We start from the raw sequence: 21,615 nt of genomic DNA, 5'->3' as shown, positions 1-21,615 counted from the left end.
CCCCGGTTTCACGGAGCCGCTAGGCTCCCGCTCGTGGCTGAGATCCGGATTCCCGCTGACATCAAGCCCGCCGACGGTCGTTTCGGCGCGGGCCCCTCCAAGGTGCGGACGGAGGCGCTGGACGCACTGGCCGCGACCGGCACATCCCTGCTGGGCACCTCCCACCGCCAGGCCCCGGTGAAGAACCTGGTCGGCCAGGTGCGCGAGGGCATCTCCCAGCTGTTCCGGCTCCCCGAGGGCTACGAGGTGGTCCTCGGCAACGGCGGCTCCACCGCCTTCTGGGACATCGCGACGCACGGCCTGATCGAGAACAAGTCGCAGCACCTGACCTTCGGCGAGTTCAGCTCCAAGTTCGCCAAGGCCGCCAAGCTGGCGCCGTGGCTGGCCGAGCCGACGGTCGTCTCCTCCGACCCGGGCACGCACCCCGACCCGGAGGCCGAGGCCGGCGTCGACGTGTACGCCTTCACGCACAACGAGACCTCCACGGGTGTCGCCGCCCCCATCAAGCGGGTGGCGGGCGCCGACGAGGGCGCGCTGGTCCTGGTCGACGCCACGTCGGGCGCGGGCGGTCTGCCGGTCGACATCGCCGAGACGGACGTCTACTACTTCGCCCCGCAGAAGTCCTTCGCCTCCGACGGCGGCCTGTGGATCGGCGTGTTCTCCCCGGCCGCGATCGAGCGCGCGGAGCGGATCCACGCGTCCGGCCGCCACATCCCGGAGTTCTTCTCGCTGCCCACGGCGATCGACAACTCCCGCAAGAACCAGACGTACAACACCCCGGCCCTGGCCACGCTGTTCCTCCTCAACCAGCAGCTGGAGTGGATCAACGGCCAGGGCGGCCTGGACTGGTCCACGGCCCGCACCAAGGACTCCTCGACCCGCCTGTACGCGTGGGCGGAGGAGTCCAAGCACGCCAGCCCCTTCGTCACCGACCCCGCCAAGCGCTCCCAGGTCATCGGCACGATCGACTTCACCGACGAGGTGGACGCCGCGGCCGTCGCCAAGGTCCTGCGCGCCAACGGCATCGTCGACACCGAGCCCTACCGCAAGCTCGGCCGCAACCAGCTCCGCGTCGCCATGTTCCCGGCGATCGACCCGGCGGACGTCGAGGCCCTGACGAAGTGCGTCGACTACGTCATCGAACAGCTGTAGCGGTTCCCGGTACGACGGCGAGGGGCGCCCGGTGGTCACCGGGCGCCCCTCGCCGTACGCAGGCGACGAAGGCTAGGGTGCCGTTTCCGCGCGGCTGCATCTGCCCGCCGAGGACTTCTGGCTCTTCGACTCCCGGCTCGTCTTCGACGAGGCCGACGGACTGGTCGGCATCGAACTCGTCACAGAGCCGGCGGCCGTCAACCGCTACTGCCAGATGCGGGACGCGGCCTGGCACCATGCGGTTCCGTACGATCAGTTCAAAGCCGCCATGTAAGTGACGTGAGGCCCCGTGAGCACCGACTATCAGCAGGCTCGTGAGGCATTGGGTGTCCAGCTCCGGGAGCTGCGGCTCGCACACCCCGACGGTCGGCTCACCGGCGCCCAACTCGCGGAGCGCCTCGGTCCGGGGTGGACCAAGTCCAAGGTCAGCAAGCTGGAGAACGGCAGGCAGACCGCCGAGGCCGAGGAACTCAGGGCGTGGGCCGAGGCCACGGGCCGTCCGGAGGCGTACGACGGCCTGCTCGCCCAGCTCCGCGGGTTCGAGTCCCGCATCCGGTCGTGGCGGAGACAACTCGCCTCCGGGCACAAGCCCGTCCAGGACGCGATCACCGCCGAACACGAGCGCACCCGGGTCCTGACCATCTGGGAGAACAACCTCGTCCCCGGGATGCTCCAGACCGCCGACTACGCCCGGCACGTCTTCACTCGCCATGCCGACCTCATGCGGTCGCCACGCGACACCGAGGCAGCGGTACGCGCACGGATCCGTCGCCAGGAGTGCCTCTACGAATCCGGCAGGACGTACAGGATCCTGATGTGGGAAGCCGCCTTGCACACGCTGGTGTGCCCTGCCCCGGTACTGGCCGCCCAGCTCGACCGGCTCACGAGCGTCATGGGCCCGGACACCGTGGAACTCGGCGTGGTGCCGTTCACGGCCGCCCTCAAGATCTATCCGGGCAACGGATTCTGGATCTATGACGAACGACGGGTGGTCGTCGAGGACTGGCACGCGGAGCTGTGGCTGGACGATTCCGACAGCATCACGACGTACCTACGGGTGTGGAACACGCTGAAAGAATCCGCGGTGTACGGAGCCGGAGCACATGAGGTGATCACTGCCGCGCGGCACGCACTGGCCCGAGGCCGACCCGGCTGACCGTCCTCACCACCACTTACCGGAACTGCCCCAGGAACGCCCGCCAGCTCCGACCGGAGACGGCGATCAGCGGGCCGTCCTGCCGTTTGCTGTCGCGGACGGCGCGGCCGTCGACGGCGGTGGCGGCCACTTCCACGCAGTTGCTCTCCTGCCCCGAGTAGGAGGACTTCCGGAACGGGCCTATGACCTCGATCATGACGTGTCTTCCTTGAGGGTCCGCAGTGCGCTCCGGATGAGACTGGCGCTCGCCTCCGGAGCCAGTGCGGATGATCGTAGTAGGTCATACGTATTGGCGTAAGCCGCCAGATCCTCGGGGTCCTCAAGGACTGACGCGCCCCTCAGGTTCTCCAGCGTCACCGCCTCGACGGTCGGCTCCGAGTCGAAGCTGAACGTGGAGAAGGCCGAGGTCGCGGCTGCCAGGAGCCCGGCCTTGAAGGGCAGTACCTGGATCGTGACGTTCTTCCGCTTCCCGGCTTCGAGGATCGCGGAGAGCTGCTCCCTATGAACCTCGACATCCACCAGAGGGCGAGCGACGACCGCCTCCCACACGATGGCGGTGTACGTCGCTCCGCCTTCTCCGATCTTCGCCTGACGGCTCTCCCGGACCTTCACCAACTGGGTGATCCGCTCGGGAGATACGTAGTTGGGTCCCTCGGTGGTGACCGCCTCGGCGTAAGCGGGGGTCTGCAGCAGACCGGGCACCAACACCGGCTGCCACTCACGGATGTGGGTGGCGTCGTCCTCCAGCGCGATGTGGTCGAGGTAGTCCGGCCGCAGGTGCGCCGCGTGCTCCAGCCACCAGCCCCGCTTCTTCGAGTGCTTGGCCAACTCCTCCAGTTTGGAGCGCACTTCAGGGTCCGTGACGCCGTACGCATCGAGCAGCAGGCGCACTTCGATGACGCGCGCGGTGACGTGTCCGCTCTCCAGGCGGCTGACCCTGGCCTGGCTCGCCGCGATGATCTCGGCGGCCTGCGGCTGGTCGAGCTTGGCGGCGTGCCGGTACTGCCGGAGTGCCGTCCCAAGTCGCCTGCTGCGTACGGTTGGTCGTCCCCCTGCGGGCATGGGCCCTCCCCTCTCCGGCCGCAACCATGCCACACGCGTCATCGCCTTCGAGACCCCATCACTCGATCGAGTGCACAAGTGCATGCATTCACTGAAGAGGGTTGTGGGCGTATCGGATACGTCCGTAGCTTCACCCCATGCCACCGACGGAAACCTTCCGCATCCCCAAACACCGACGGCACGTCCCCGACGCCCGCCAACGTGTCCGCAAGGCCCTCGCCGACTGGGGCGTCATCGGCCAACTCGCCGACTCCGTCACCCTCCTGGCCAACGAACTCGTCACCAACGCCGTGACCCACTGCCGCGTCTCCGACGCCCGGGTCGAGGTCACGCTGACCCTCCACGGGACCGAACTGGTCCTGGAGGTCGCGGACCCCGACCGGGACCGGCTCCCCCGGCCCCACCACTCCGGCCCGGACGAGGAGGGCGGTCGCGGCCTCGCGCTCGTCGCGGCGCTGGCCGACTCCTGGGGGTGCCGGCAGGAGCCGTACGCGAAACACGTGTGGGCCCGGTTCTCACCGGTGGAGGCGGAGGCGGACGTACCGGCGAGGGCGCATGTTCCAGCTGCTCTGTGACGCGGTCGCCCGCCTGTTCACCCGGCCGCGACCGCCTGAACCCCTCATGAGCGATCTCGCGCAGGCGGTCCGCTCGCCCGACCCCTACGTCTGGCGGCTGCCGAACCCCCACGACGCCCGCTGGCGCCGCTGGTCCAAGCGCTCCCGCGCGAACGGCCGTTACCTGCCCTTCCCCCACGACGCGGCCCACTGGGCGACCACGTCCCCGCCCGCACCGCCGTCCCGGCGGACCGGCGAGGACGTGGTGCGCCCGTACGTCCTCGGACCGTGACGCCTTTCAGGCCGCCGTACCGCCGCGCCCCCTGATCCCTCGCCGGGAGGTCGCGTCCGTCGCCGCTCCGGGGGGAGTCACGGCACCTCCTCGATGACGGGGCGCCGCTGGACGAACCGGGCCTGGTCCGCGAGGAACCGGTCGGTGTACAGCTGCCGGGGCGCGAGGACGGCGGTCAGCGTCAGGCGCCAGTCGGAGTTCTCCAGAGCGCGGTCGACCAGGGAGTGGGTGGCGTCGGCATAGCGGGCGACCGTCAGGGACTCCGTCGGCAGGACCTTGCGGTAGACGGCCTCGGTGTCGGCGACGTCCACGTTGACGTCGTGACCCGCCAGCACCAGCAGGACCGGAGTGCCGCGCATGGCGCGCAGGTCTGCGGTCGCGTCCGAGCGGTAGTTCTTGGCGACGAACGCCCACCGCGCGCTCGTCATGCCCTCCACGTCCCCCACGGCGGCCCGGTACTCGGCGAAGGACGCTCCCCTGTCCAGCAGGCGCAGGGTGGTCTCCCGGCGGCGCAGCGCCGCGTTCGTCCGCTCGGCGGTGGCCCCGTCCCGCTCCAGTTCGGCGACGAGGTTGAAGCGGCCCTGCCGCAGCCAGTTGACGGCCGGGGAGACGGCGATGACGAACTGCAGCCGCCGATCTCTCGCGGCGACCTTGGGCAGGACCCAGCCTGCCTGGCTCGCCCCCCAGAGCCCGATGCGCCGGTCGTCGATGTCGGGGCGGCTCCGGGCCCACCTCACGGCGGCCAGTGTCTCGTCGGCCCGGTCCGTCATGCTCTGGTCCAGCCAGTCCCCCTCCGACCCTCCGATCCCCGGCTTGCTGAACGACAGCGAGGCGTACCCCGCGCGGGCGAAGGACTCCCACAGCGGCCGGTAGAACGTCTCGTGCGTCGCGTCGATCGGCCCGTCGCCGTGGACGAAGACGACCAGCCCGAACGGCCCGTCACCCGTCTCGGGCAGGGCGAGCACGCCTTGGAGGACCTTCCCGTCGTGCCGGAGCGAGACCTTCTCCTCCCGCAGCGCGTACGTGTTCTGCCACACCACGACCCCGGCGAGTCCGGCGGCCGTCAGCAGCACCCCCACCAGCGTCCACACCGCCCGGCGCCATCCGCGTCGCATCGGCCCACCCCGTGTCCGGAACATCCCGGCCCCCTTATCGTTCTTTGCAAAAACGCTCGTTCAGAGAATGAACGTATTGCTATTGTTCATGCAAGGTGGTCCCGTGGACGACGAGGGAGCGATGTGCGGACGACAGCAGGCGATGCCCGGCACTCAGCGGGAAGCGGGCCGGTGGTCCGCAGAGGCATCCCCGAAGGCAGCGAGGAACAGGTGGCGGCGCTGTACTGGGAAGCGTTCGGCCGCAAGCTGACCCCGGCGCTCGGCCCGCCCGGCACCGGGCGGGCGTTCATAGCGGATCACCTCCACCACGACCGGGGCATCGTCGCGCTCGCCGACGGCAAAGTGGTCGGCGTGGCCGGCTATCAGCTCGGCGGCCGCGCCCTGACCGGCGGCGGCGTGTGGGACGTCCTGTCCACCTACGGCTGCTTCCGCGGCCTGCCCCGGCTGGCGGTCCTCGCCCTGTTCGAACGCACCCCCGCCGCAGGCGAACTGGTCATGGACGGCATCGCCGTCGAGGCGGCACACCGGGGCAAGGGCGTCGGCAGCCTCCTCCTCCGGGAGATCGGGGCCGTCGCCGCCGACCGGGGCTGCCGCCGGATCCGCCTGGACGTCATCGACGCCAACCCCCGCGCCAAGGCGCTCTACGAACGGCACGGCTTCACCGCCCACCGCACCGAGCGGACCCCCTGGCTGCGTGGCCTGATGGGCTTCGGCGCGGTCACCACCATGCACCGCCCGGTCACCCCGGCGGACGCGACGAGCGAACGGAGGACACGGTGAACAGCATCCCGTCCCCAGCCGGAAACGCGGACGACGGGCCGGAGATCCCCACCCGGCTGCTCGTGCACGCCCTGGTCCGCGAGGACGGCACCGTCGACGCCGGCGAGTTGTACACCGTCGCCGGCCTGCTCGACATGAGCGACCAGCAGATCAGGCTGTGCGTCAAACGCCTCGTCGCCGAAGGCCGGTTCACACAGGAAGGACGCGGCCGAAAAGCCACCCTCCACACCGTGGCCGATGTCACCGGATCCCTGGCACCCGACGCGGCCCACGTCCGCCACGCCTACCGGCAGGACGCCGGACTCGCCCCCTGGGACGGCACCTGGCACCTGTTCGCCTTCGCCATCCCCGAATCCCGCCGGACCGCCCGCGACACCCTGCGCGAGCACCTGCGCCACCTCGGCGCCGCATCCGTCCACAGCGGCCTGTACGTCACCGCCAACCCCGTCACCGAACTCGTCGAAGCCCAGGCCCGGAATCTCGGCGTCCTCCACACCCTCACCCAACTGACCACCACCGACCTGCGGATCGGCGGCACCACCGACCCCCGCGCACTGGCCGCCGCGCTGTGGCCCCTCGCCGAGATCGCCCAGCGGCACGAAGATCTCGCCGCCTTCGCCGAAGCACGCCTGACGCGGCTCACCGAGGGGCCGCGTGCGCAGGACGCCGAGCGGCTCACCATGGCCGTCGAGCTCGCCGCTCGATTCACCGCCGCGATGGATCCCGACCCGCTCCTGCCGCCGCAGCTCCTCCCCCAGCCGTGGCCCGGAACCCGCGCCCGCCGCCTGGCAGCCGACTGCTGGGAGCGCCTGCGCCAAGCCCCGCCGACAGGGCGGGCCTCCGCCCCCCGCCTGTTCGCGCTCTACGCCGACGCGCTGCGCCCGGCAGAGTGACCGGCCTCCACCACCGCCTACGCGAACTGCCTCGGGAACGCCCGCGGGCCGGGTGCTCCCCTCGAACGTCTCCTCGGCCCGACGGCAGGGGGACCGGGTCCCGCCGGCCGTGAGGCACCGTCGGTGTCCCGGTCGGTGCCTCACGGCCGGCGGAACACAGCGGGCCGCGGGTGTGTCCTCCGTCCCCGGCGGTCCCACCGCGTCCTCGGCCCGCCCTGACCTCCCGTGAGAAAAGGAGTTGACCTTGCTGTCCTCCCGTGGGCAGGGTGCGGTGGTGGCCGGAGCGGAGATCGAGATCCCTGGCGTGGACGGGGTCCCGTCCGGTGGGGACTTCGGCGGTCGCGGTCAGGGCGTGCCGCTCGTCCACGGCAGCGGACACGACGCCGCGGTCCGGACGGGTACGGCGTCCCACCTGGTGAGCGAGTGCCGTCCGAGCGCCCTCGACCCGCGTGGCCACGAGCGGACCAGGGCCGATGCCGGCCCCGGCCGCCGGCCGACCGACATCAGCTCGCACCACGACGTCCCCACGACCCGGCCTGTCGGTCTTGCCGCGATCGTTCCCGGCCTGGTGCGGGACCGGGTCGCGGCCTCGGTCGGGAACATCGATCGGTCCCCGCCCCCACGAGGAGTTGCCGTGCCCCCTTACGACGCCCCGACCATCAGGGAGATCTCCGTGACGGACGAGAAGGCCGGGCCGTACGGCATCACGGCCGGACCTGACGGCGCGCTGTGGCTCACCTTCGTGCACAGCGGCCGCGTCGCGCGTCTCACCCTTGGCGGCGAACTCACCGAACACCCCCTGGACTCGCCCGGATGCGGCCCCACGGTCATCACTCCCGGGCCCGACGGAGCCCTCTGGTTCACCCGGTCCCGGGACCACCGGATCGGCCGCGTCACCACCGACGGTGAGACGGAGTCCTTCCCCCTGCCGACCCCCGCCGGCGGGCCCTTCGGCATCACCGCCGGTCCGGACGGCGCGATGTGGTTCACGGAGATGAACACCGACCGGATCGGCCGCATCACCGGCACGGGAGAGATCACCGAGTTCGCCCTTCCCCGTCCGGGCGCCTTCCCCTCCGCCATCACCGCGGGCCCTGACGGGGCCCTGTGGTTCACCCTCAACCAGGCGAACGCCATCGGCCGCATCACTGTTCACGGGGACATCGCCGTTCACCCGCTCCCCACCCCCGGCGCCGCACCCGTGGGCATCACCAGTGACGGCGCCGCCCTGTGGTTCGTCGAGATCGCGGCGGGCCAGATCGGCAGGATCTCGGTGGACGGCGCGATCGAGGAGTTCCCCCTCCCCGACCGCGCGGCCGGACCCCACGCCATCGTCGCGGCCTCCCCCGGGAACTGCTGGTTCACCGAATGGGGAGCCAACCGCATCGGCCACATCACCGACGGCGGCGAGATCGCCGAGTACGGCCTGCCCTCACCGTCGTCCGAGCCGCACGGCATCACCCTGGGGCCCGACGGCGCTCTCTGGGCGGCCCTCGAGACGGGAGGGGCCGCTCGGGTGGAACCGTAGCCTCGGGACGAGGAACCGCCGCTCCGGAGCACCGCGCGCGTCTCGGGCGCGCGGGGCAGCCGTGTGCCGGTGTCGCGGCGCGTTCGGCGAGAGCCCGCCGTCACGGACGTCACAGAGGTCCTGGCCGGACCGGGACGCCGTCGCGGAACCGGTCCATCGACCGCTGGACCGGAAGAAGCTGCCAGGGGTGCCCGGCCACCGCCGGACACCCCCCGCCCACGGCCGCACCGCTCACGCCGACGTGCAGCTCAGGCCGCCGTGCAGCTCACGCTCGGCACGCCTCCGCCCCCCGGCGCCGCACCGAAGCCGAAGCTCGCCGAACCGCCCGCCGCGAGCGCCCCGTTGTGGGCGGCGTTCGTCGCCGTGACCGTCGAGCCGCTCTGGGTGTACGAGGCGTTCCACATGCTGGTGACCTTCTGCGAGCCGGGCCAGGTCCAGGTCACCTTCCAGGAACTGATCGCCGTCGTACCGGTGTTGGTGACCTTCACGTCGGCGTTGAAGCCGCCGCCCCAGTCGCTGCCGACCGTGTACGCGGCGGTGCAGGCGGCCGTACCGCCGCCCGGATCACCGGGGTTGTCCGGGTCGCCGGGGTCACCGCTCCCGGTCCCCGGCGCGAAGCCGGGCGCCTTGACGCTCGTCAGGTAGCCGTCCTTGACCGTGTCCACGGTCTGCCAGTCGTCCTTCAGGATGCCGCCCGTGTCACCGGAGTTGGGGTTCCAGGACCAGAACGTCCAGTGGAAGGAGTCGGCGCCGTACGTCGACGTGGGCCGCAGGTAGTCCACCAGTGCCGTCAGCCACTTCTGGTCGACCGTCGACTGGAGGGTGGTGCCGAACTCGCCCACCCACACCGGGGCGATGTTCTGCTTGAAGATGTAGCCCCAGTACTTGTCCCAGATCCCGGGCATGTTCGCGGGGAACGCCGGGTCGCTGAACCAGCTCTGCTGGGCCACGCTGGTCGCGTAGTCGTGGGCGGAGTAGACGACCCGGTTCGGGACGTCGAGCTGGACCGGGTACCGGGCGACGCCCATCAGGTTGCCGCCCCACCAGCCGGAGACCCCCTCGAAGGTCTGCACGCCCTCCACGAAGATCAGCAGGTTCGGGTTGACGGAGAGGACGGCGTTCCCGGCGCGCTGGGCCGCCAGCCGCCAGTCCCTCGTCGTGTCGCCGCAGCCCCAGCAGGCGGGGTCGTGCGGCTCGTTGTGCAGGTCGATGCCCACGACGGCGGGGTTGCCGGCGTAACGCCCGGCGATCGACTTGAGGTTGGCGATCCACGTCGACTCCGGGACCGCCGCGGTGTACCAGAGCGCCGACTGGCCCGCCCCGTCCGGGCGGTGCCGGTCCAGGATGACCTTGACGCCGGTCTGGCCGGCGTACCCGACGATCTTGTCCAGTACCTGGAGGGAGGTGAGTCCCTGCAGGTCGGCGTTCTTCCCGGCGGAGAAGTCGATGCTGTTGGGCATGGCGCCGGGTTTGAGGATGTCGTCGCTGAACGGGATCCGGAGGGTGTTGTACCCCGTCGTCCTGATCTGGTCGATCATGCTCTTGTAGTCGCGGGACCACAGGCCGTGGACGACGTTGTTGGAGGTCTCGAAGCCGAACCAGTTGATGCCGGCGACGCGGACCGGCTGCCCGGACGCGTCCAGGATCTGGCGGCCGCTGGTGTGCCAGTACCCGGCTCCGCCGGCGTCCACGGCCTGCGCCTGCGGGGCCGCGGCCAGGGGGATCAGCGGCAGCAGGAGTGCGGCGGCGGCCGTGCACAGTGCTCTGCGCAAGGTGCGGAACATGTCGCTGCTTCCTCTCGGGGGTGCGGCCCGGAAAGAGTGGGAGCGCTCCCACAACCGCGCCTCCATGGAAGAGGGGATCACATGGACACGTCAAGATGGTCGACGTCAGCTGGTGCACTCCGGCTTCGCCCGGGGCGGGCGTCCCAGCTCGGCCCGGGGCGGGCGCCTCAGCGCCTGCGCCGCAGCCGGCCGAGGCCGAACAGGGCCAGGCAGAGGGCCGCCACCGCGACGGCGCCCACCTTCACGCTCCCGCTCGTCCCGGAGTCCTCGCCCTCGTCGGAGGAGGACGCCGAACCGCCGCCGCCGGAGGACGACTTGGACCCCGCGTCGCCCGGCGCGTCCTCCGCCTGGACCTCGCCCCCGGCGCCCTCCGTGCCGTACATCAGCTTCGAGCCGTCGGCGGAGAAGGTGACGGACTCGCCCTGCCGCTGCAACGGCACGTCGAGGCGGCCGAGCCGCTTGGGGACGCCGGCGTTCCAGTCGTAGTCGATGCCGCCGAAGTAGCCGCGCACGGCGAGCCGTTCGCCGTCCGGGGAGAGGGCGGCGTCGGTGGCCCACAGGTCGATGGGGGCGACGGGGCGGAAGACGTTCTTCCCCGAGGCGGAGAGCTTGGCCGGGCCCTCGTACAGGTGGCCGCCGTCCTCCTTCTTGTCGATGATGTAGACGCGCCCCGTCTTCGGGTGGACGATCATCGACTCGGCGTCCCGGGCGCCGTCGGAGTACGTCACGACGTACTGCGTGGCGCGCACGGTCGCGTCCTTGAGTTCCTTCGGCTCGGGCAGCTCGTAGATCCACACGTACGGCCAGGTGCCGCCGAGGTTGTCGCCGATGTCCCCGACGAGGATCCGGTTGTCCGGGCCGATGGAGATCGCCTCGACGTCGCGCGGGGTGCCGATGCCGGTGAGGGTGAGGCGGGCGACCGTCCTGCCCGTGGAGCCGTCGACGGCGTAGAGGTAGGGGCCGTCGTCGCTGTCGTTGTGCGTCCAGTAGACGCCGGGGTGCTGCCGGGAGGCGGCCAGACCGCTGGACTCGGTGATCCTCGGGTCCTCGATCGTGAAGCTCTTGTCGCCGTCGGCGGCGGAGGCGGGCGCGGCGAGCGCACCCACGAGCAGGGCCCCGGCGAGGAGGACGAACGGTCGGCGCATGCCCCAAGCCTGCCATCCCGCCCGCCTGTTCCTCACTCGTGGTCCGACTCACATCCCACGCGCCCCTCCCGTCCCCCATGATGAGCGGATGCTCAGGATCATGCCCGTCGGCGACTCGATGACGATCGGCAGCGCGGGCGAGCACACCTGGCGTCACCGCCTGTGGCGGCACCTGTGCGCGACGTACGGGGGCCCGGTCACGCTCGTCGGCCCCCGCGAGACGCTGTACGACAAGGCGGCGGACGCCCCCACGTCGCTGGCGTACGCCGATCCCGGCTTCCCCCGCCGCCACCTGGCCGGCTGGGGCGAGGGCTGGCTGCACATGGCCCCGCTCGTCGGCGACGCGGTCCGCGACTGCCGGGCGGACGTCCTGCTGGTCTCCCTCGGCCTGATAGACCTCGGCTTCTACACGAACGCCGAGCAGACGGCGCAGAACGTCCGCCTCTTCGTGGAGCGGGCGCGGGAGGCGAACCCGAAGGTCGGCATGGTCCTCCTGCCGGTGATCCCCAACATCCGCGCCGCACAGGACGAGCCGTTCGCCGCACAGGTCACCCGCTTCAACGAACTCCTCGCGAAGACGGCCGCCGACCTGGACGAGCCGGCCTCCCCCCTCCTCCTGGCCCCGGTCCCGGATACCTGGGACATCGCCACCGACACCTACGACGGCACCCATCCGAACGCCAGCGGCGAACACCGGCTGGCGGAGACCTTCGCGAAGGCCCTGCACCAGGGGTGGGGGCTGGGCGGGCCGTACGGGGGCTGAACGCCGGGCGGGCAGGCAAGGCGCGCGGTGGTGCCGCGTGCGCCGGGTGACCAAGTCACCATGCGTATCGTTGTACCGCGCGGCTGCGCCTGAGCTGGGGCAGCCGGGGAGGAGCGGCACGATGACCGTCGTAGACGACAGGATCGCCATGGCCGACGCGAACACCAGGCGCTTGGACGAGTTGTTCGAGCTGCTGGAGCAGATGCCCGTCCCCGAAGGATTCAGGGTCGAGATCGTCGGGGGCAACGTCTTCATGACACCGCAACGGGACACCCATTGGGGCATCATCCGCCGGATCGTACGGGCTGTCGAGGATCGGTTCGGGGTGGAGGTCAAGGTCTTCTCTGACGTCCGTATCGACTTCCCGGGCCACGAGAACGGTTTCTGTCCGGACGTGGCCAAGCTCCGGGACTCCGCCGAGAAGGACGACGAAGGCCGCTGGCACCACGAGGATGTCGAGTTCGTCGCCGAGGTCATCTCCCAGGGCACGGCCATCAACGACTACGGCCCGAAGAAGACCGCCTACGCGGTCGCGGAGGTGCCCGTCTATCTCATCGTGGATCCCTATCAGGGCCGTTGCTACGTCTACACCGATCCCAAGGAAGGCCACTACGTCATGTGCACGAGGGTCGACTTCGGCGGAGCCGTCGACCTGACGGCGACCGTCGTCGACCTCACCCTCAAGACCGACGCCTTCCCCCGCGACTGACCGCTTCCCCTTGCCTGGAGCCCACTCCAAGCCGTTGGCTTGACTCCCATGAAGTACACGCAGCTCGGACGCACCGGACTCAAGGTCAGCCGACTGGTCCTCGGGACCATGAACTTCGGACCGCAGACAGACGAAGCCGACAGTCACACGATCATGGACGCGGCACTGGACGCGGGCATCAACTTCTTCGACACCGCGAACGTGTACGGCTGGGGCGAGAACAAGGGCCGTACGGAATCCATCATCGGGAACTGGTTCGCCAAGGGCGGCGAGCGGCGCGACAAGGTCGTGCTCGCCACCAAGGTGTACGGCAACATGGGCACCGACGGCGACGTCTGGCCCAACCACGACAAGCTCTCCGCGCTGAACATCCGGCGGGCGGTGGACGCGTCGCTGAAGCGGCTCCGGACCGACCACATCGACGTCTACCAGTTCCACCACGTCGACCGGGACACTCCCTTCGAGGAGATCTGGCAGGCGATCGACGTGCTCGTGCAGCAGGGCAAGATCCTCTACGTCGGCTCCTCCAACTTCCCCGGCTACAAGATCGCCCAGGCCAACGAGATCGCCGCCCGGCGCGGCGGCACCATCGGCCTGGTCAGCGAGCAGTGCCTCTACAACCTCGCCGAGCGCCGCGCCGAGATGGAGGTCGTCCCGGCGGCGCAGGAGTACGGTCTCGGGGTGATCCCCTGGTCGCCGCTGCACGGCGGCCTGCTGGGCGGGGTCATCAAGAAGGAGGCCACACAGGGGCGCCGGGCGAGCGGCCGCGCTGCCGACACGCTCAAGGACACCAAGGCACGCGAGCAGATCCAGGCCTACGAGGACCTGCTCGACAAGCACGGCCTGGAGCCCGGCGAGGTCGCCCTGGCCTGGCTGCTCACCCGGCCCGGCGTGACCGGCCCGATCGTCGGCCCGCGTACGGCGGAGCAGCTCGCGTCCGCCGTGCGCGCGGTCGAGCTGGAGCTGAGCGAGGAGCTGCTGGCGGGCCTCGACGAGGTGTTCCCCGGTCCCGGCCCGTCACCGGAGGCCTTCGCCTGGTAGTCGAGCGGCGACGGCGCGCCTGCCCGGAGGTCCGCTCCGGACGGGCAGCGGGCCCGGCCGCCCGCAGGTCCCTCCCGGTGAGCGGGCGACGGCAGCCCCGGCGTCCGGAGGAGGGCCGCCCCCGTCAGGCCTGCGGCAGCAGTGCGCGGCGGCGGGCGGTCACTTTCCGAGGGCTGCCGCCACCGCCACCACGACGAACATCAGTACGAGCGCAACGGCCATGATCCGGTTCCGGGTCTTCGGGTCCACCCTTGGAGCCTAACCGGCCGCGCCGAGCGCCCAGCGGCCGACCGGCTCGTAACGCGGCTGCTCCCCGGGCACTCCGGACCTCGGCAGGTCGCTGCGCACGAGCGTCAGCTCCCGCACGGTCCACTCGCGGCCGGCGAAGGTGTGCAGCGAGTCGACGTAGGGGCGGGGGTCGACGGCGTCGCGGCTGCGGGCCAGCGTCAGGTGGGCCTTGTAGCGGCGGTGCTCGCCGAGGTCCAGGCCCGCCTTGCGGCCCGCCGCCTCCGCCCGGTCCGCCAGCAGCCGCAGCGCCGCCGTCCCGCCCGCGGCCCCGGCCCACAGCGCCCGCCCGTGGCCGAACTGCCCGCCGCCGCGCAGGGCCAGCGGGAAGGGCCCGGTGCGCCGCGCGGCCCGCTCCAGCCGTGCCGACAGTTCGGGCACGGCCTCCTCGTCGACCTCGCCGTAGAAGGCGAGGGTGAGGTGCCAGCCGGGGCGGCCGGTCCAGCGCAGCCGGTCGGCGCCGGGCAGTCTCCGCAACGCGGCGACCTCGGCGGCGAGCTCGTCGGCCACGTCCCGCGGGGGCAGCACGGCGGCGAAGAGTCTCATGGGGCCAGTGTGCCCTCCGCCACCGGCCCCGGACGGGTCATACCGCGGCCGACAGTTCCTTGCGCCGCTCCCGCGGGACGAACCGCAGGACCGGGTGGCCGTGGCGCCAGCCGACGGAGAGCCGCAGGCCGCCGACGCGGGCCAGGACCAGGCCGACGACCGCCGCCGCGAGCGCGGAGACCGCGCCGCCCGCCGCGAGGCCCGCCCGGACGCCGTACGCGTCGGTGATCCAGCCGGCGATCGGCGCGCCGACCGGGGAGCCGCCGAGGAAGACCATCATGTAGAGGGCCATGACGCGGCCGCGCATGGCCGGGTCGGTGCCCATCTGGATGGTGGTGTTCGCGGTGACGTTGACCGTCATGCCGAACATGCCGATCGGCGCCATGAGCAGAGCGAACAGCCACAGGGACGGGGCGGCGGCGGCGACCAGTTCCATCACGCCGAACGCCACGGCCGCCGCGATCAGCACCCGCATGCGGGAGGTCCCGCGGCGGGCGGCGAGCAGCGCGCCGGCGAGCGAGCCGACGGCCATCAGGGTGTTGAAGAGGCTGTAGGAGCCGGCGCCCGCGTGGAAGACGTCGTCGGCGAAGGCGGAGAGGTAGACGGGGAAGTTGAAGCCGAAGGTGCCGACGAAGCCGACCAGGACGATCGGCCAGATCAGGTCCGGGCGGCCGGCGACGTAGTGCAGGCCCTCCCGCAGCTGGCCCTTGCCGCGCGGGGCGCGCCGGACGGCGTGCAGTTCGCGGCCCCGCATCAGCAGCAGTCCGGCGATGGGCGCGACGAAGGACAGGCCGTTCGCGAGGAACGCCCAACCGGTGCCCACCCCGGTGATCATCAGGCCGGCGACGGCCGGGCCGACGAGGCGGGCGGACTGGAAGTTCGCGGAGTTGAGGCTGACCGCGTTCTGGAGCTGGTCGGGGCCGACCATCTCGGAGACGAAGGACTGGCGGGCCGGGTTGTCCAGGACGGTCGCGAGTCCGACGGCGAAGGCGGCGACGTAGACGTGCCAGACCTCGACGTGTCCGGAGAGGGTGAGCAGCGCGAGCGCGATCCCGGTGACGGCCATGGCCAGCTGGGTGAAGAGGAGGGTGCGGCGCTTGGGCCAGCGGTCGACGAGGACGCCGCCGTAGAGGCCGAACAGGAGCATCGGCAGGAACTGCAGGGCCGTCGTGACGCCGACGGCGGTGGCGGAGCCGGTGAGGCTCAGCACCAGCCAGTCCTGGGCGATGCGCTGCATCCAGGTGCCGATGTTGGAGACGACCTGGCCGGCGAAGAACAGCCGGTAGTTCCTGACCCTCAGGGAACTGAACATCGAGGACCTGCGGGTGCCCCCGGACGGGCCGGGGGGAGAGTCGTGGGTGGTCGGTGCGGGGGCGGAGTGTGCTCCGGGTCCCGTACTCAACAGGGTCGCCTCCTCGCGAAGTGCCTACAGGTGTGCGAGCTTCTCCAGGACGGGGGCGGCGGCGCGCAGCTTCGCCCACTCGTCCTCGTCGAGACCGTCGACCAGGGTGGCCAGGAAGGCGTTCCGCTTGGCGCGGCTCTCCGCGAGCATGGCCTCGGCCTGCTCGGTCTTCGTGACGACCTTCTGGCGGCGGTCCTCGGGATGAGGCTCCAGCCGGACCAGGCCCTTGGCCTCCAGGAGCGCCACGATGCGGGTCATCGACGGCGGCTGTACGTGTTCCTTGCGGGCCAGCTCACCGGGGGTGGCACTGCCGCACAGGGAAAGGGTGCCCAGCACCGACATCTCGGTGGGGCTCAGTGACTCGTCGACGCGCTGGTGCTTGAGCCGACGGGACAGCCGCATCACGGCGGATCGCAGGGAGTTCACGGCGGCAGCGTCGTCGCCATGTTCGAGGTCCGGCATGTATTTAGAGTAACTCATTACTCTGACTAAGGAACACCGTGGGGTGCGTCGCTTCCCGTGACGCGCGCCACTGAATCGCCACATCACCCCAATGTCACTCAAACGGGTGGTGCGGGCGCGGAACGGCACCCACCGTCCCGGATCGTGCCGCGACCCTCGTAGCCATGGGGACCGATGTGCTCAGCCTGCGAATGGACCACGAGCTGCTCGAACGGCTCCGGCACCATGCCGCCAGAAGAGGAATGAGCGTCCAGGACTACGTCGTCCGGACGCTCATGCGCGATGACTTCGACGAGCGGTTCCAGACCGCGGTCGAGGAGACGGAGAAGTTCTACGGCCTCACCTGAGCCGCGGGAAGCGGTCCGGGTGAGGCCGTACGGCGCGGGTCGGGCGCGCGGCCCGGGCGAGGCACGCGCCCTCGGGCGAGGCACGCGGCCCGGGTCGGGCACGCGGCTCAGGTCAGGCCCAGGGCCGGCATCAGGTAGTAGAAGGCGAACACGGCGGAGACCACGTACATCGGGACCGGCACCTCACGGCCGCGGCCGGCCGCCAGGCGCAGCACCGCGAAGGTGATGAAGCCCATGCCGATGCCGTTGGTGATCGAGTAGGTGAACGGCATCATCACCATCGTGACGAAGGCCGGGATCGCGATCGTGTAGTCGGCCCAGTCGATCTCCTTGACCGAACCGGCCAGGATCAGGAAGCCCACCGCGAGGAGGGCCGGGGTGGCCGCCTGGGAGGGGACCATCGTGGCGACCGGGGTCAGGAACAGGGCGACGGTGAAGAGGCCGCCGGTGACGATGTTCGCGAAGCCGGTGCGGGCGCCCTCGCCGACGCCGGCCGTGGACTCCACGAAGGCGGTGGTGGCGGAGGAGGAGCTGGCGCCGCCGGCGGCCACGGCGAGACCGTCGACGAAGAGGACCTTGTTGATGCCGGGCATCTGGCCCTGCGCGTCGGTCAGCTTGGCCTCGTCGCTGACGCCCATGATCGTGCCCATCGCGTCGAAGAAGCACGACAGCAGCACGGTGAAGACGAAGAGGACGCCGGTCAGCACGCCGACCTTGCCGAAGCCGCCGAAGAGGCTGACCTCGCCGATGAGCCCGAAGTCGGGGGTGGCGACGGGGTTGCCGGGCCACTCCGGGGTGGTCAGGCCCCAGGACGGGACGGTGGCGACCGCGTCGACGACCAGCGCCAGCGCGGTCATCGCGACGATCGAGATGAGGATCGCGCCCGGCACCTTGCGGACGATCAGCGCGAGCGTCAGCAGCGCGCCGAGGATGAAGACGAGAACCGGCCATCCGTTGAGGTGGCCGTCGCTGCCGAGCTGGAGCGGGACGGTGGTCTGGGCGACGTCCGGGATGCGGGTGACGAAGCCGGAGTCGACGAGACCGATCAGCATGATGAACAGGCCGATACCGATGCTGATGGCCTTGCGCAGGCCGAACGGCACGGCGTTCATGACCCGCTCGCGCAGACCGGTCGCCACCAGCAGCATGACCACGAGACCGGCGAGGACGACCATGCCCATCGCGTCCGGCCAGGCCATCCGGGGCGCGAGCTGGAGCGCGACGACGGAGTTGACGCCGAGGCCGGCGGCCAGCGCGATGGGCACGTTGCCGATGACGCCCATCAGCAGCGTCGTGAACGCCGCCGTGACGCAGGTGGCGGTGACGAGCTGGCCGTTGTCGAGCTGGTGCCCGTACATGTCCTTCGCGCTGCCGAGGATGATCGGGTTCAGCACGATGATGTAGGCCATCGCGAAGAAGGTGGCGAAACCGCCCCGGATCTCCCGGGGCAGCGTGCTGCCCCGCTCGGAGATGCGGAAGAAGCGGTCGAGCGCGCCGTGGGCGGGCGTGCCGCCCGGTTCTCCGGGCGCGGGGACCTTGGCGGGGGCCGAGGTGGACATGTGGAACCTCATCACCGGCGGACATCCCCCATGCCGCTTTGGCGCTTCCTACGAATGAAAATGGTCAGAGGCAAACGGATTCAGTATGAACACATAAATCGGCGAACACCATCTCCGCGCGTAGAACTGATCGCCTCGTAGGCTGTCCCCATGGCGAAGTGGACCCCCAAGCACGAGGCGCCGGAGCCCCTGGAGGGCCCCGTGGTCGCCACCATCACCGGCGGCACGATCCTCTGGTTCGCCCTCTTCCTCGTCCAGCTGCCCTTCTACGGCTGGTTCGACGACCACGGCCACCTCTGGTGGCTGTGGACCTGCCTCGCGGGCGGCGGTCTGGGGTTCATCGGCATCTGGTACGTCCGCAGGCGGGACGCGGCGATCAAGCGGGGCGCCGCCGAACAGCGGTGACCGCGGAGCCGGGGCGTCCCCGGAGCGGAGGTCGGGGTGTCCCCGGAGCCGGGAGTCGGGGAACCCGTGGCCGGCACGTGCCACCCCCGCACGAGGGCCGTCCTCCCCAGGTCGGATCTTCCGCCACCCCGGCGGGTGAACACCTCCGTCCGCACGTACCGTCGATGCCATGACCCACACCGACGCCGCCGCCACCGCCCGGGCCCCCGCGGCGACCGGGCTCACCGCCGCCGAGGTCGCCGAGCGCGTGGCGCGCGGTCAGGTCAACGACGTGCCCGTCCGCAGCAGCCGCTCGGTCGGCGAGATCGTCCGGGCCAACGTCTTCACCCGGTTCAACGCGATCATCGGCATCCTCTGGGTCGTCATGCTGTTCGTCGCCCCGGTGCAGGACAGCCTCTTCGGGTACGTCATCCTCGCCAACACCGGCATCGGCATCGTCCAGGAGTGGCGGGCGAAGAAGACCCTGGACTCCCTCGCCGTCATCGGCGAGGCCCGCCCCACCGTCCGGCGCGACGGGGCCGCCGTCGCCGTCGGCACCTCCTCCCTCGTCCTGGACGACATCGTCGAGATCGGGCCCGGCGACAAGGTCGTGGTGGACGGGGTGTGCGTCGAGGCCGACGGTCTGGAGATCGACGAGTCGCTGCTCACCGGTGAGGCCGACCCCGTCGTCAAACACCTCGGCGACCAGGTGATGTCCGGCAGCTTCGTGGTGGCGGGCGGCGGCGCCTTCCGGGCCACCAGGGTCGGGCGCGAGGCGTACGCCGCCCAGCTCGCCGAGGAGGCGTCCCGCTTCACCCTCGTCCACTCCGAGCTGCGCACCGGCATCTCCACGATCCTCAAGTACGTGACGTGGATGATGGTCCCGGCCGCGATCGGCCTGGTGATCACCCAGCTCTTCGTCAAGAACAACGACCTCAAGGAGTCGATCGCGAGGACCGTCGGCGGGATCGTGCCGATGGTCCCGGAGGGCCTCGTCCTGCTGACCTCCGTCGCCTTCGCCATCGGCGTCGTCCGGCTCGGCCGCAAACAGTGCCTCGTCCAGGAACTGCCGGCCATCGAGGGCCTCGCCCGCGTCGACACCGTCTGCCTGGACAAGACCGGCACCCTCACCGAGGGCGGCATGGACGTCGCCGAGGTCCGCGCCCTCGACGGCGGCGACGACGGGTACGTCCGCAAGGTGCTCGGCGCGCTCGGCGCGTCCGACCCGCGGCCCAACGCCTCCCTCCAGGCGATCGTCGACGCCTGCCCGGACACCGGGGACTGGCGCCGCACCGGGTCCCTGCCCTTCTCCTCCGCCCGCAAGTACAGCGGCGCCGCCTTCGACGAGGGCGACGGCGCGAGCAGCACGTGGCTGCTCGGCGCCCCCGACGTCCTCCTCGCCGACGGTGACCCCGCCCTCGCCGAGACGGAGCGGCTCAACGAGCAGGGCCTGCGCGTGCTGCTCCTCGCCCGTACCCCGCACGGCCTCGACGACCCCGAGGCCACCCGCGGCGCCCGCGCCACCGCCCTGGTCGTCCTGGAGCAGCGGCTGCGCCCCGACGCGGCCGACACCCTGCGCTACTTCGCCGAACAGGACGTCCGCGCCAAGGTCATCTCCGGCGACAACGCGGTGTCCGTGGGCGCCGTGGCCGCCAAGCTGGGCCTGGACGGCCGTGCGGTGGACGCGCGCCGGCTGCCCGCGGAGCGGGAGCCGATGGCCGCCGCGCTCGACGAGGGCACGGTGTTCGGGCGGGTCACCCCGCAGCAGAAGCGGGACATGGTCGGCGCCCTCCAGGCGGGCGGGCACACGGTCGCGATGACCGGGGACGGCGTCAACGACGTCCTCGCGCTGAAGGACGCGGACATCGGCGTGGCGATGGGTTCCGGCTCGGAGGCCACGCGGGCGGTGGCCCAGATCGTGCTGCTGGACAACAGCTTCGCCACGCTCCCGTCGGTGGTGGCGGAGGGCCGGCGGGTCATCGGCAACATCACGCGGGTGGCCACGCTGTTCCTGGTGAAGACCGTGTACTCGGTGCTGCTGGCGCTGCTGGTGGTGTGCTGGCAGGTGGAGTACCCGTTCCTGCCCCGCCACCTCACCCTGCTGTCGACGCTGACGATCGGCGTCCCGGCGTTCTTCCTCGCCCTCGCCCCCAACAAGGAGCGCGCGCAGCCCCACTTCGTACGGCGGGTGATGCGGTACTCGGTCCCGGGCGGGGTGCTGGCCGCGGTGGCGACCTTCGTGACGTACCTGGTCGCCCGGCACCACTACATCGGGGCGGGGTCGCTGGAGGCCGAGACGAGCGCGGCGACGCTGACCCTGTTCCTGATCTCGATGTGGGTGCTGGCGATCATCGCCCGGCCCTACACCTGGTGGCGGGTCCTGCTGGTGGCGGCCATGGGAGCGGCCTTCGTGCTCGTGCTGGCGGTGCCGTGGCTCCAGGACTTCTTCGCGCTGAAGCTGGTCGGCATGGCCATGCCGTGGACCGCGGTGGGGGTCGCCGCGGTCGCGGCGGCCGTCCTGGAACTCCTGTGGAGGTGGATCGACCGCCGCGTGCCGGCTTAGACGTCATCTCATTTGGCGAGTCTGCGGTAGCAGATGAGGGTGCAGGCGATGCTGGTGAAGGCGAGGAAGTGGTCGGCCTTGCGTTCGTAGCGG

At 71.1% G+C, this 21,615-nt stretch carries 22 protein-coding genes and 1 pseudogene; 14 read left to right on the top strand and 9 right to left on the bottom strand.

Annotation, left to right across the window (positions count from 1 at the left end):
* The first annotated feature begins 33 nt into the window (after window positions 1-33).
* The 3 genes and pseudogenes from serC (at window position 34) to AB0N31_RS23365 (ending at window position 2,308) form a co-directional block, all read left to right on the top strand.
* Window positions 34-1,152: a phosphoserine transaminase gene (gene serC / locus AB0N31_RS23375; protein WP_366060334.1), complete on the top strand. Its 1,119-nt coding sequence runs from the start codon at window positions 34-36 to the stop codon at window positions 1,150-1,152.
* 79 nt (window positions 1,153-1,231) lie between these two features.
* Window positions 1,232-1,426: pseudogene (locus AB0N31_RS23370) on the top strand (DUF6879 family protein); the annotation flags it as partial.
* Window positions 1,427-1,441: 15 nt separating this feature from the next.
* Window positions 1,442-2,308, top strand: a complete 867-nt coding sequence (locus AB0N31_RS23365) for a helix-turn-helix transcriptional regulator (RefSeq protein ID WP_366060333.1) — start codon at window positions 1,442-1,444, stop codon at window positions 2,306-2,308.
* A 16-nt stretch (window positions 2,309-2,324) separates the two neighbouring features.
* Here AB0N31_RS23365 and AB0N31_RS23360 read toward each other — a convergent pair whose 3' ends face one another.
* A complete protein-coding gene (locus AB0N31_RS23360; RefSeq protein ID WP_366060332.1) occupies window positions 2,325-2,504 on the bottom strand; it encodes a DUF397 domain-containing protein in 180 nt (59 codons plus the stop codon).
* Window positions 2,501-3,370: a helix-turn-helix transcriptional regulator gene (locus AB0N31_RS23355; RefSeq protein ID WP_366060331.1), complete on the bottom strand. Its 870-nt coding sequence runs from the start codon at window positions 3,368-3,370 to the stop codon at window positions 2,501-2,503. The genes AB0N31_RS23360 and AB0N31_RS23355 overlap by 4 nt, the downstream gene beginning before the upstream one ends.
* Window positions 3,371-3,507: 137 nt before the next feature.
* On the opposite strand from AB0N31_RS23355, the gene AB0N31_RS23350 reads away from it, so the two are divergent.
* Window positions 3,508-3,945: an ATP-binding protein gene (locus AB0N31_RS23350; RefSeq protein ID WP_366060330.1), complete on the top strand. Its 438-nt coding sequence runs from the start codon at window positions 3,508-3,510 to the stop codon at window positions 3,943-3,945.
* 46 nt (window positions 3,946-3,991) lie between these two features.
* On the top strand, window positions 3,992-4,216 hold the full coding sequence (locus AB0N31_RS23345; RefSeq protein ID WP_366060329.1) for a hypothetical protein: 225 nt from the start codon (window positions 3,992-3,994) through the stop codon (window positions 4,214-4,216).
* A 77-nt stretch (window positions 4,217-4,293) separates the two neighbouring features.
* On the opposite strand, the gene AB0N31_RS23340 is transcribed toward AB0N31_RS23345, so the two are convergent.
* Window positions 4,294-5,331, bottom strand: a complete 1,038-nt coding sequence (locus tag AB0N31_RS23340) for a CocE/NonD family hydrolase (RefSeq protein WP_366060328.1) — start codon at window positions 5,329-5,331, stop codon at window positions 4,294-4,296.
* A gap of 171 nt (window positions 5,332-5,502) precedes the next feature.
* Between AB0N31_RS23340 and AB0N31_RS23335 the strand changes: the two genes are divergently transcribed.
* From AB0N31_RS23335 to AB0N31_RS23325, 3 genes are all read left to right on the top strand, one after another.
* Window positions 5,503-6,111, top strand: a complete 609-nt coding sequence (locus AB0N31_RS23335; RefSeq protein ID WP_366060327.1) for a GNAT family N-acetyltransferase — start codon at window positions 5,503-5,505, stop codon at window positions 6,109-6,111.
* The gene (locus AB0N31_RS23330) at window positions 6,108-7,004 is read left to right on the top strand and encodes a PaaX family transcriptional regulator C-terminal domain-containing protein (RefSeq protein WP_366060326.1); all 897 of its coding nucleotides are present in this window, start codon (window positions 6,108-6,110) and stop codon (window positions 7,002-7,004) included. The genes AB0N31_RS23335 and AB0N31_RS23330 overlap by 4 nt, the downstream gene beginning before the upstream one ends.
* Before the next feature lie 634 nt (window positions 7,005-7,638).
* A complete protein-coding gene (locus AB0N31_RS23325) occupies window positions 7,639-8,532 on the top strand; it encodes a virginiamycin B lyase (protein ID WP_366060391.1) in 894 nt (297 codons plus the stop codon).
* Window positions 8,533-8,780: 248 nt separating this feature from the next.
* On the opposite strand, the gene AB0N31_RS23320 is transcribed toward AB0N31_RS23325, so the two are convergent.
* Both AB0N31_RS23320 and AB0N31_RS23315 read right to left on the bottom strand, forming a co-directional pair.
* Window positions 8,781-10,316: a cellulase family glycosylhydrolase gene (locus tag AB0N31_RS23320; RefSeq protein ID WP_366060325.1), complete on the bottom strand. Its 1,536-nt coding sequence runs from the start codon at window positions 10,314-10,316 to the stop codon at window positions 8,781-8,783.
* Window positions 10,317-10,483: 167 nt separating this feature from the next.
* Window positions 10,484-11,461, bottom strand: a complete 978-nt coding sequence (locus AB0N31_RS23315) for a WD40 repeat domain-containing protein (RefSeq protein WP_366060324.1) — start codon at window positions 11,459-11,461, stop codon at window positions 10,484-10,486.
* A gap of 88 nt (window positions 11,462-11,549) precedes the next feature.
* Here AB0N31_RS23315 and AB0N31_RS23310 point away from each other — a divergent pair, with 88 nt between their 5' ends.
* The 3 genes from AB0N31_RS23310 (at window position 11,550) to AB0N31_RS23300 (ending at window position 13,974) form a co-directional block, all read left to right on the top strand.
* Window positions 11,550-12,224, top strand: coding sequence for a GDSL-type esterase/lipase family protein (locus AB0N31_RS23310; protein ID WP_366060322.1), 675 nt, complete (start codon window positions 11,550-11,552; stop codon window positions 12,222-12,224).
* A 121-nt stretch (window positions 12,225-12,345) separates the two neighbouring features.
* Entirely contained in the window at window positions 12,346-12,933 is a 588-nt protein-coding gene (locus AB0N31_RS23305; RefSeq protein ID WP_366060321.1) for a Uma2 family endonuclease, read from the top strand.
* 48 nt (window positions 12,934-12,981) lie between these two features.
* Entirely contained in the window at window positions 12,982-13,974 is a 993-nt protein-coding gene (locus tag AB0N31_RS23300; RefSeq protein WP_366060320.1) for an aldo/keto reductase, read from the top strand.
* A 258-nt stretch (window positions 13,975-14,232) separates the two neighbouring features.
* Here AB0N31_RS23300 and thpR read toward each other — a convergent pair whose 3' ends face one another.
* The 3 genes from thpR to AB0N31_RS23285 are packed head-to-tail and all read right to left on the bottom strand — an operon-like array spanning window position 14,233 to window position 16,669.
* Entirely contained in the window at window positions 14,233-14,805 is a 573-nt protein-coding gene (thpR, locus tag AB0N31_RS23295) for an RNA 2',3'-cyclic phosphodiesterase (protein WP_366060319.1), read from the bottom strand.
* A 37-nt stretch (window positions 14,806-14,842) separates the two neighbouring features.
* The gene (locus AB0N31_RS23290; protein WP_366060318.1) at window positions 14,843-16,207 is read right to left on the bottom strand and encodes an MFS transporter; all 1,365 of its coding nucleotides are present in this window, start codon (window positions 16,205-16,207) and stop codon (window positions 14,843-14,845) included.
* A 24-nt stretch (window positions 16,208-16,231) separates the two neighbouring features.
* The gene (locus AB0N31_RS23285; protein WP_363086778.1) at window positions 16,232-16,669 is read right to left on the bottom strand and encodes a MarR family transcriptional regulator; all 438 of its coding nucleotides are present in this window, start codon (window positions 16,667-16,669) and stop codon (window positions 16,232-16,234) included.
* A gap of 164 nt (window positions 16,670-16,833) precedes the next feature.
* Here AB0N31_RS23285 and AB0N31_RS23280 point away from each other — a divergent pair, with 164 nt between their 5' ends.
* The gene (locus tag AB0N31_RS23280; protein WP_366060317.1) at window positions 16,834-17,016 is read left to right on the top strand and encodes a ribbon-helix-helix protein, CopG family; all 183 of its coding nucleotides are present in this window, start codon (window positions 16,834-16,836) and stop codon (window positions 17,014-17,016) included.
* Between the two features lie 107 nt (window positions 17,017-17,123).
* Here AB0N31_RS23280 and AB0N31_RS23275 read toward each other — a convergent pair whose 3' ends face one another.
* Entirely contained in the window at window positions 17,124-18,575 is a 1,452-nt protein-coding gene (locus AB0N31_RS23275; protein WP_366060316.1) for an NCS2 family permease, read from the bottom strand.
* Between the two features lie 150 nt (window positions 18,576-18,725).
* On the opposite strand from AB0N31_RS23275, the gene AB0N31_RS23270 reads away from it, so the two are divergent.
* Both AB0N31_RS23270 and AB0N31_RS23265 read left to right on the top strand, forming a co-directional pair.
* Entirely contained in the window at window positions 18,726-18,980 is a 255-nt protein-coding gene (locus AB0N31_RS23270; RefSeq protein WP_366060315.1) for a DUF2530 domain-containing protein, read from the top strand.
* 169 nt (window positions 18,981-19,149) lie between these two features.
* Window positions 19,150-21,522 carry an HAD-IC family P-type ATPase gene (locus AB0N31_RS23265; protein WP_366060314.1) on the top strand — a complete coding sequence of 791 codons (2,373 nt, stop codon included), beginning with the start codon at window positions 19,150-19,152 and terminating at the stop codon, window positions 21,520-21,522.
* Window positions 21,523-21,615 lie beyond the last annotated feature (93 nt).

The sequence above is a fragment of the Streptomyces sp. NPDC051051 genome, from assembly GCF_040682975.1.
Taxonomy (GTDB): Bacteria; Actinomycetota; Actinomycetes; order Streptomycetales; family Streptomycetaceae; genus Streptomyces.
The sequence above is the reverse complement of the archived record's forward strand: the minus strand, read 5'-3'. Positions and strand labels throughout refer to the sequence as shown.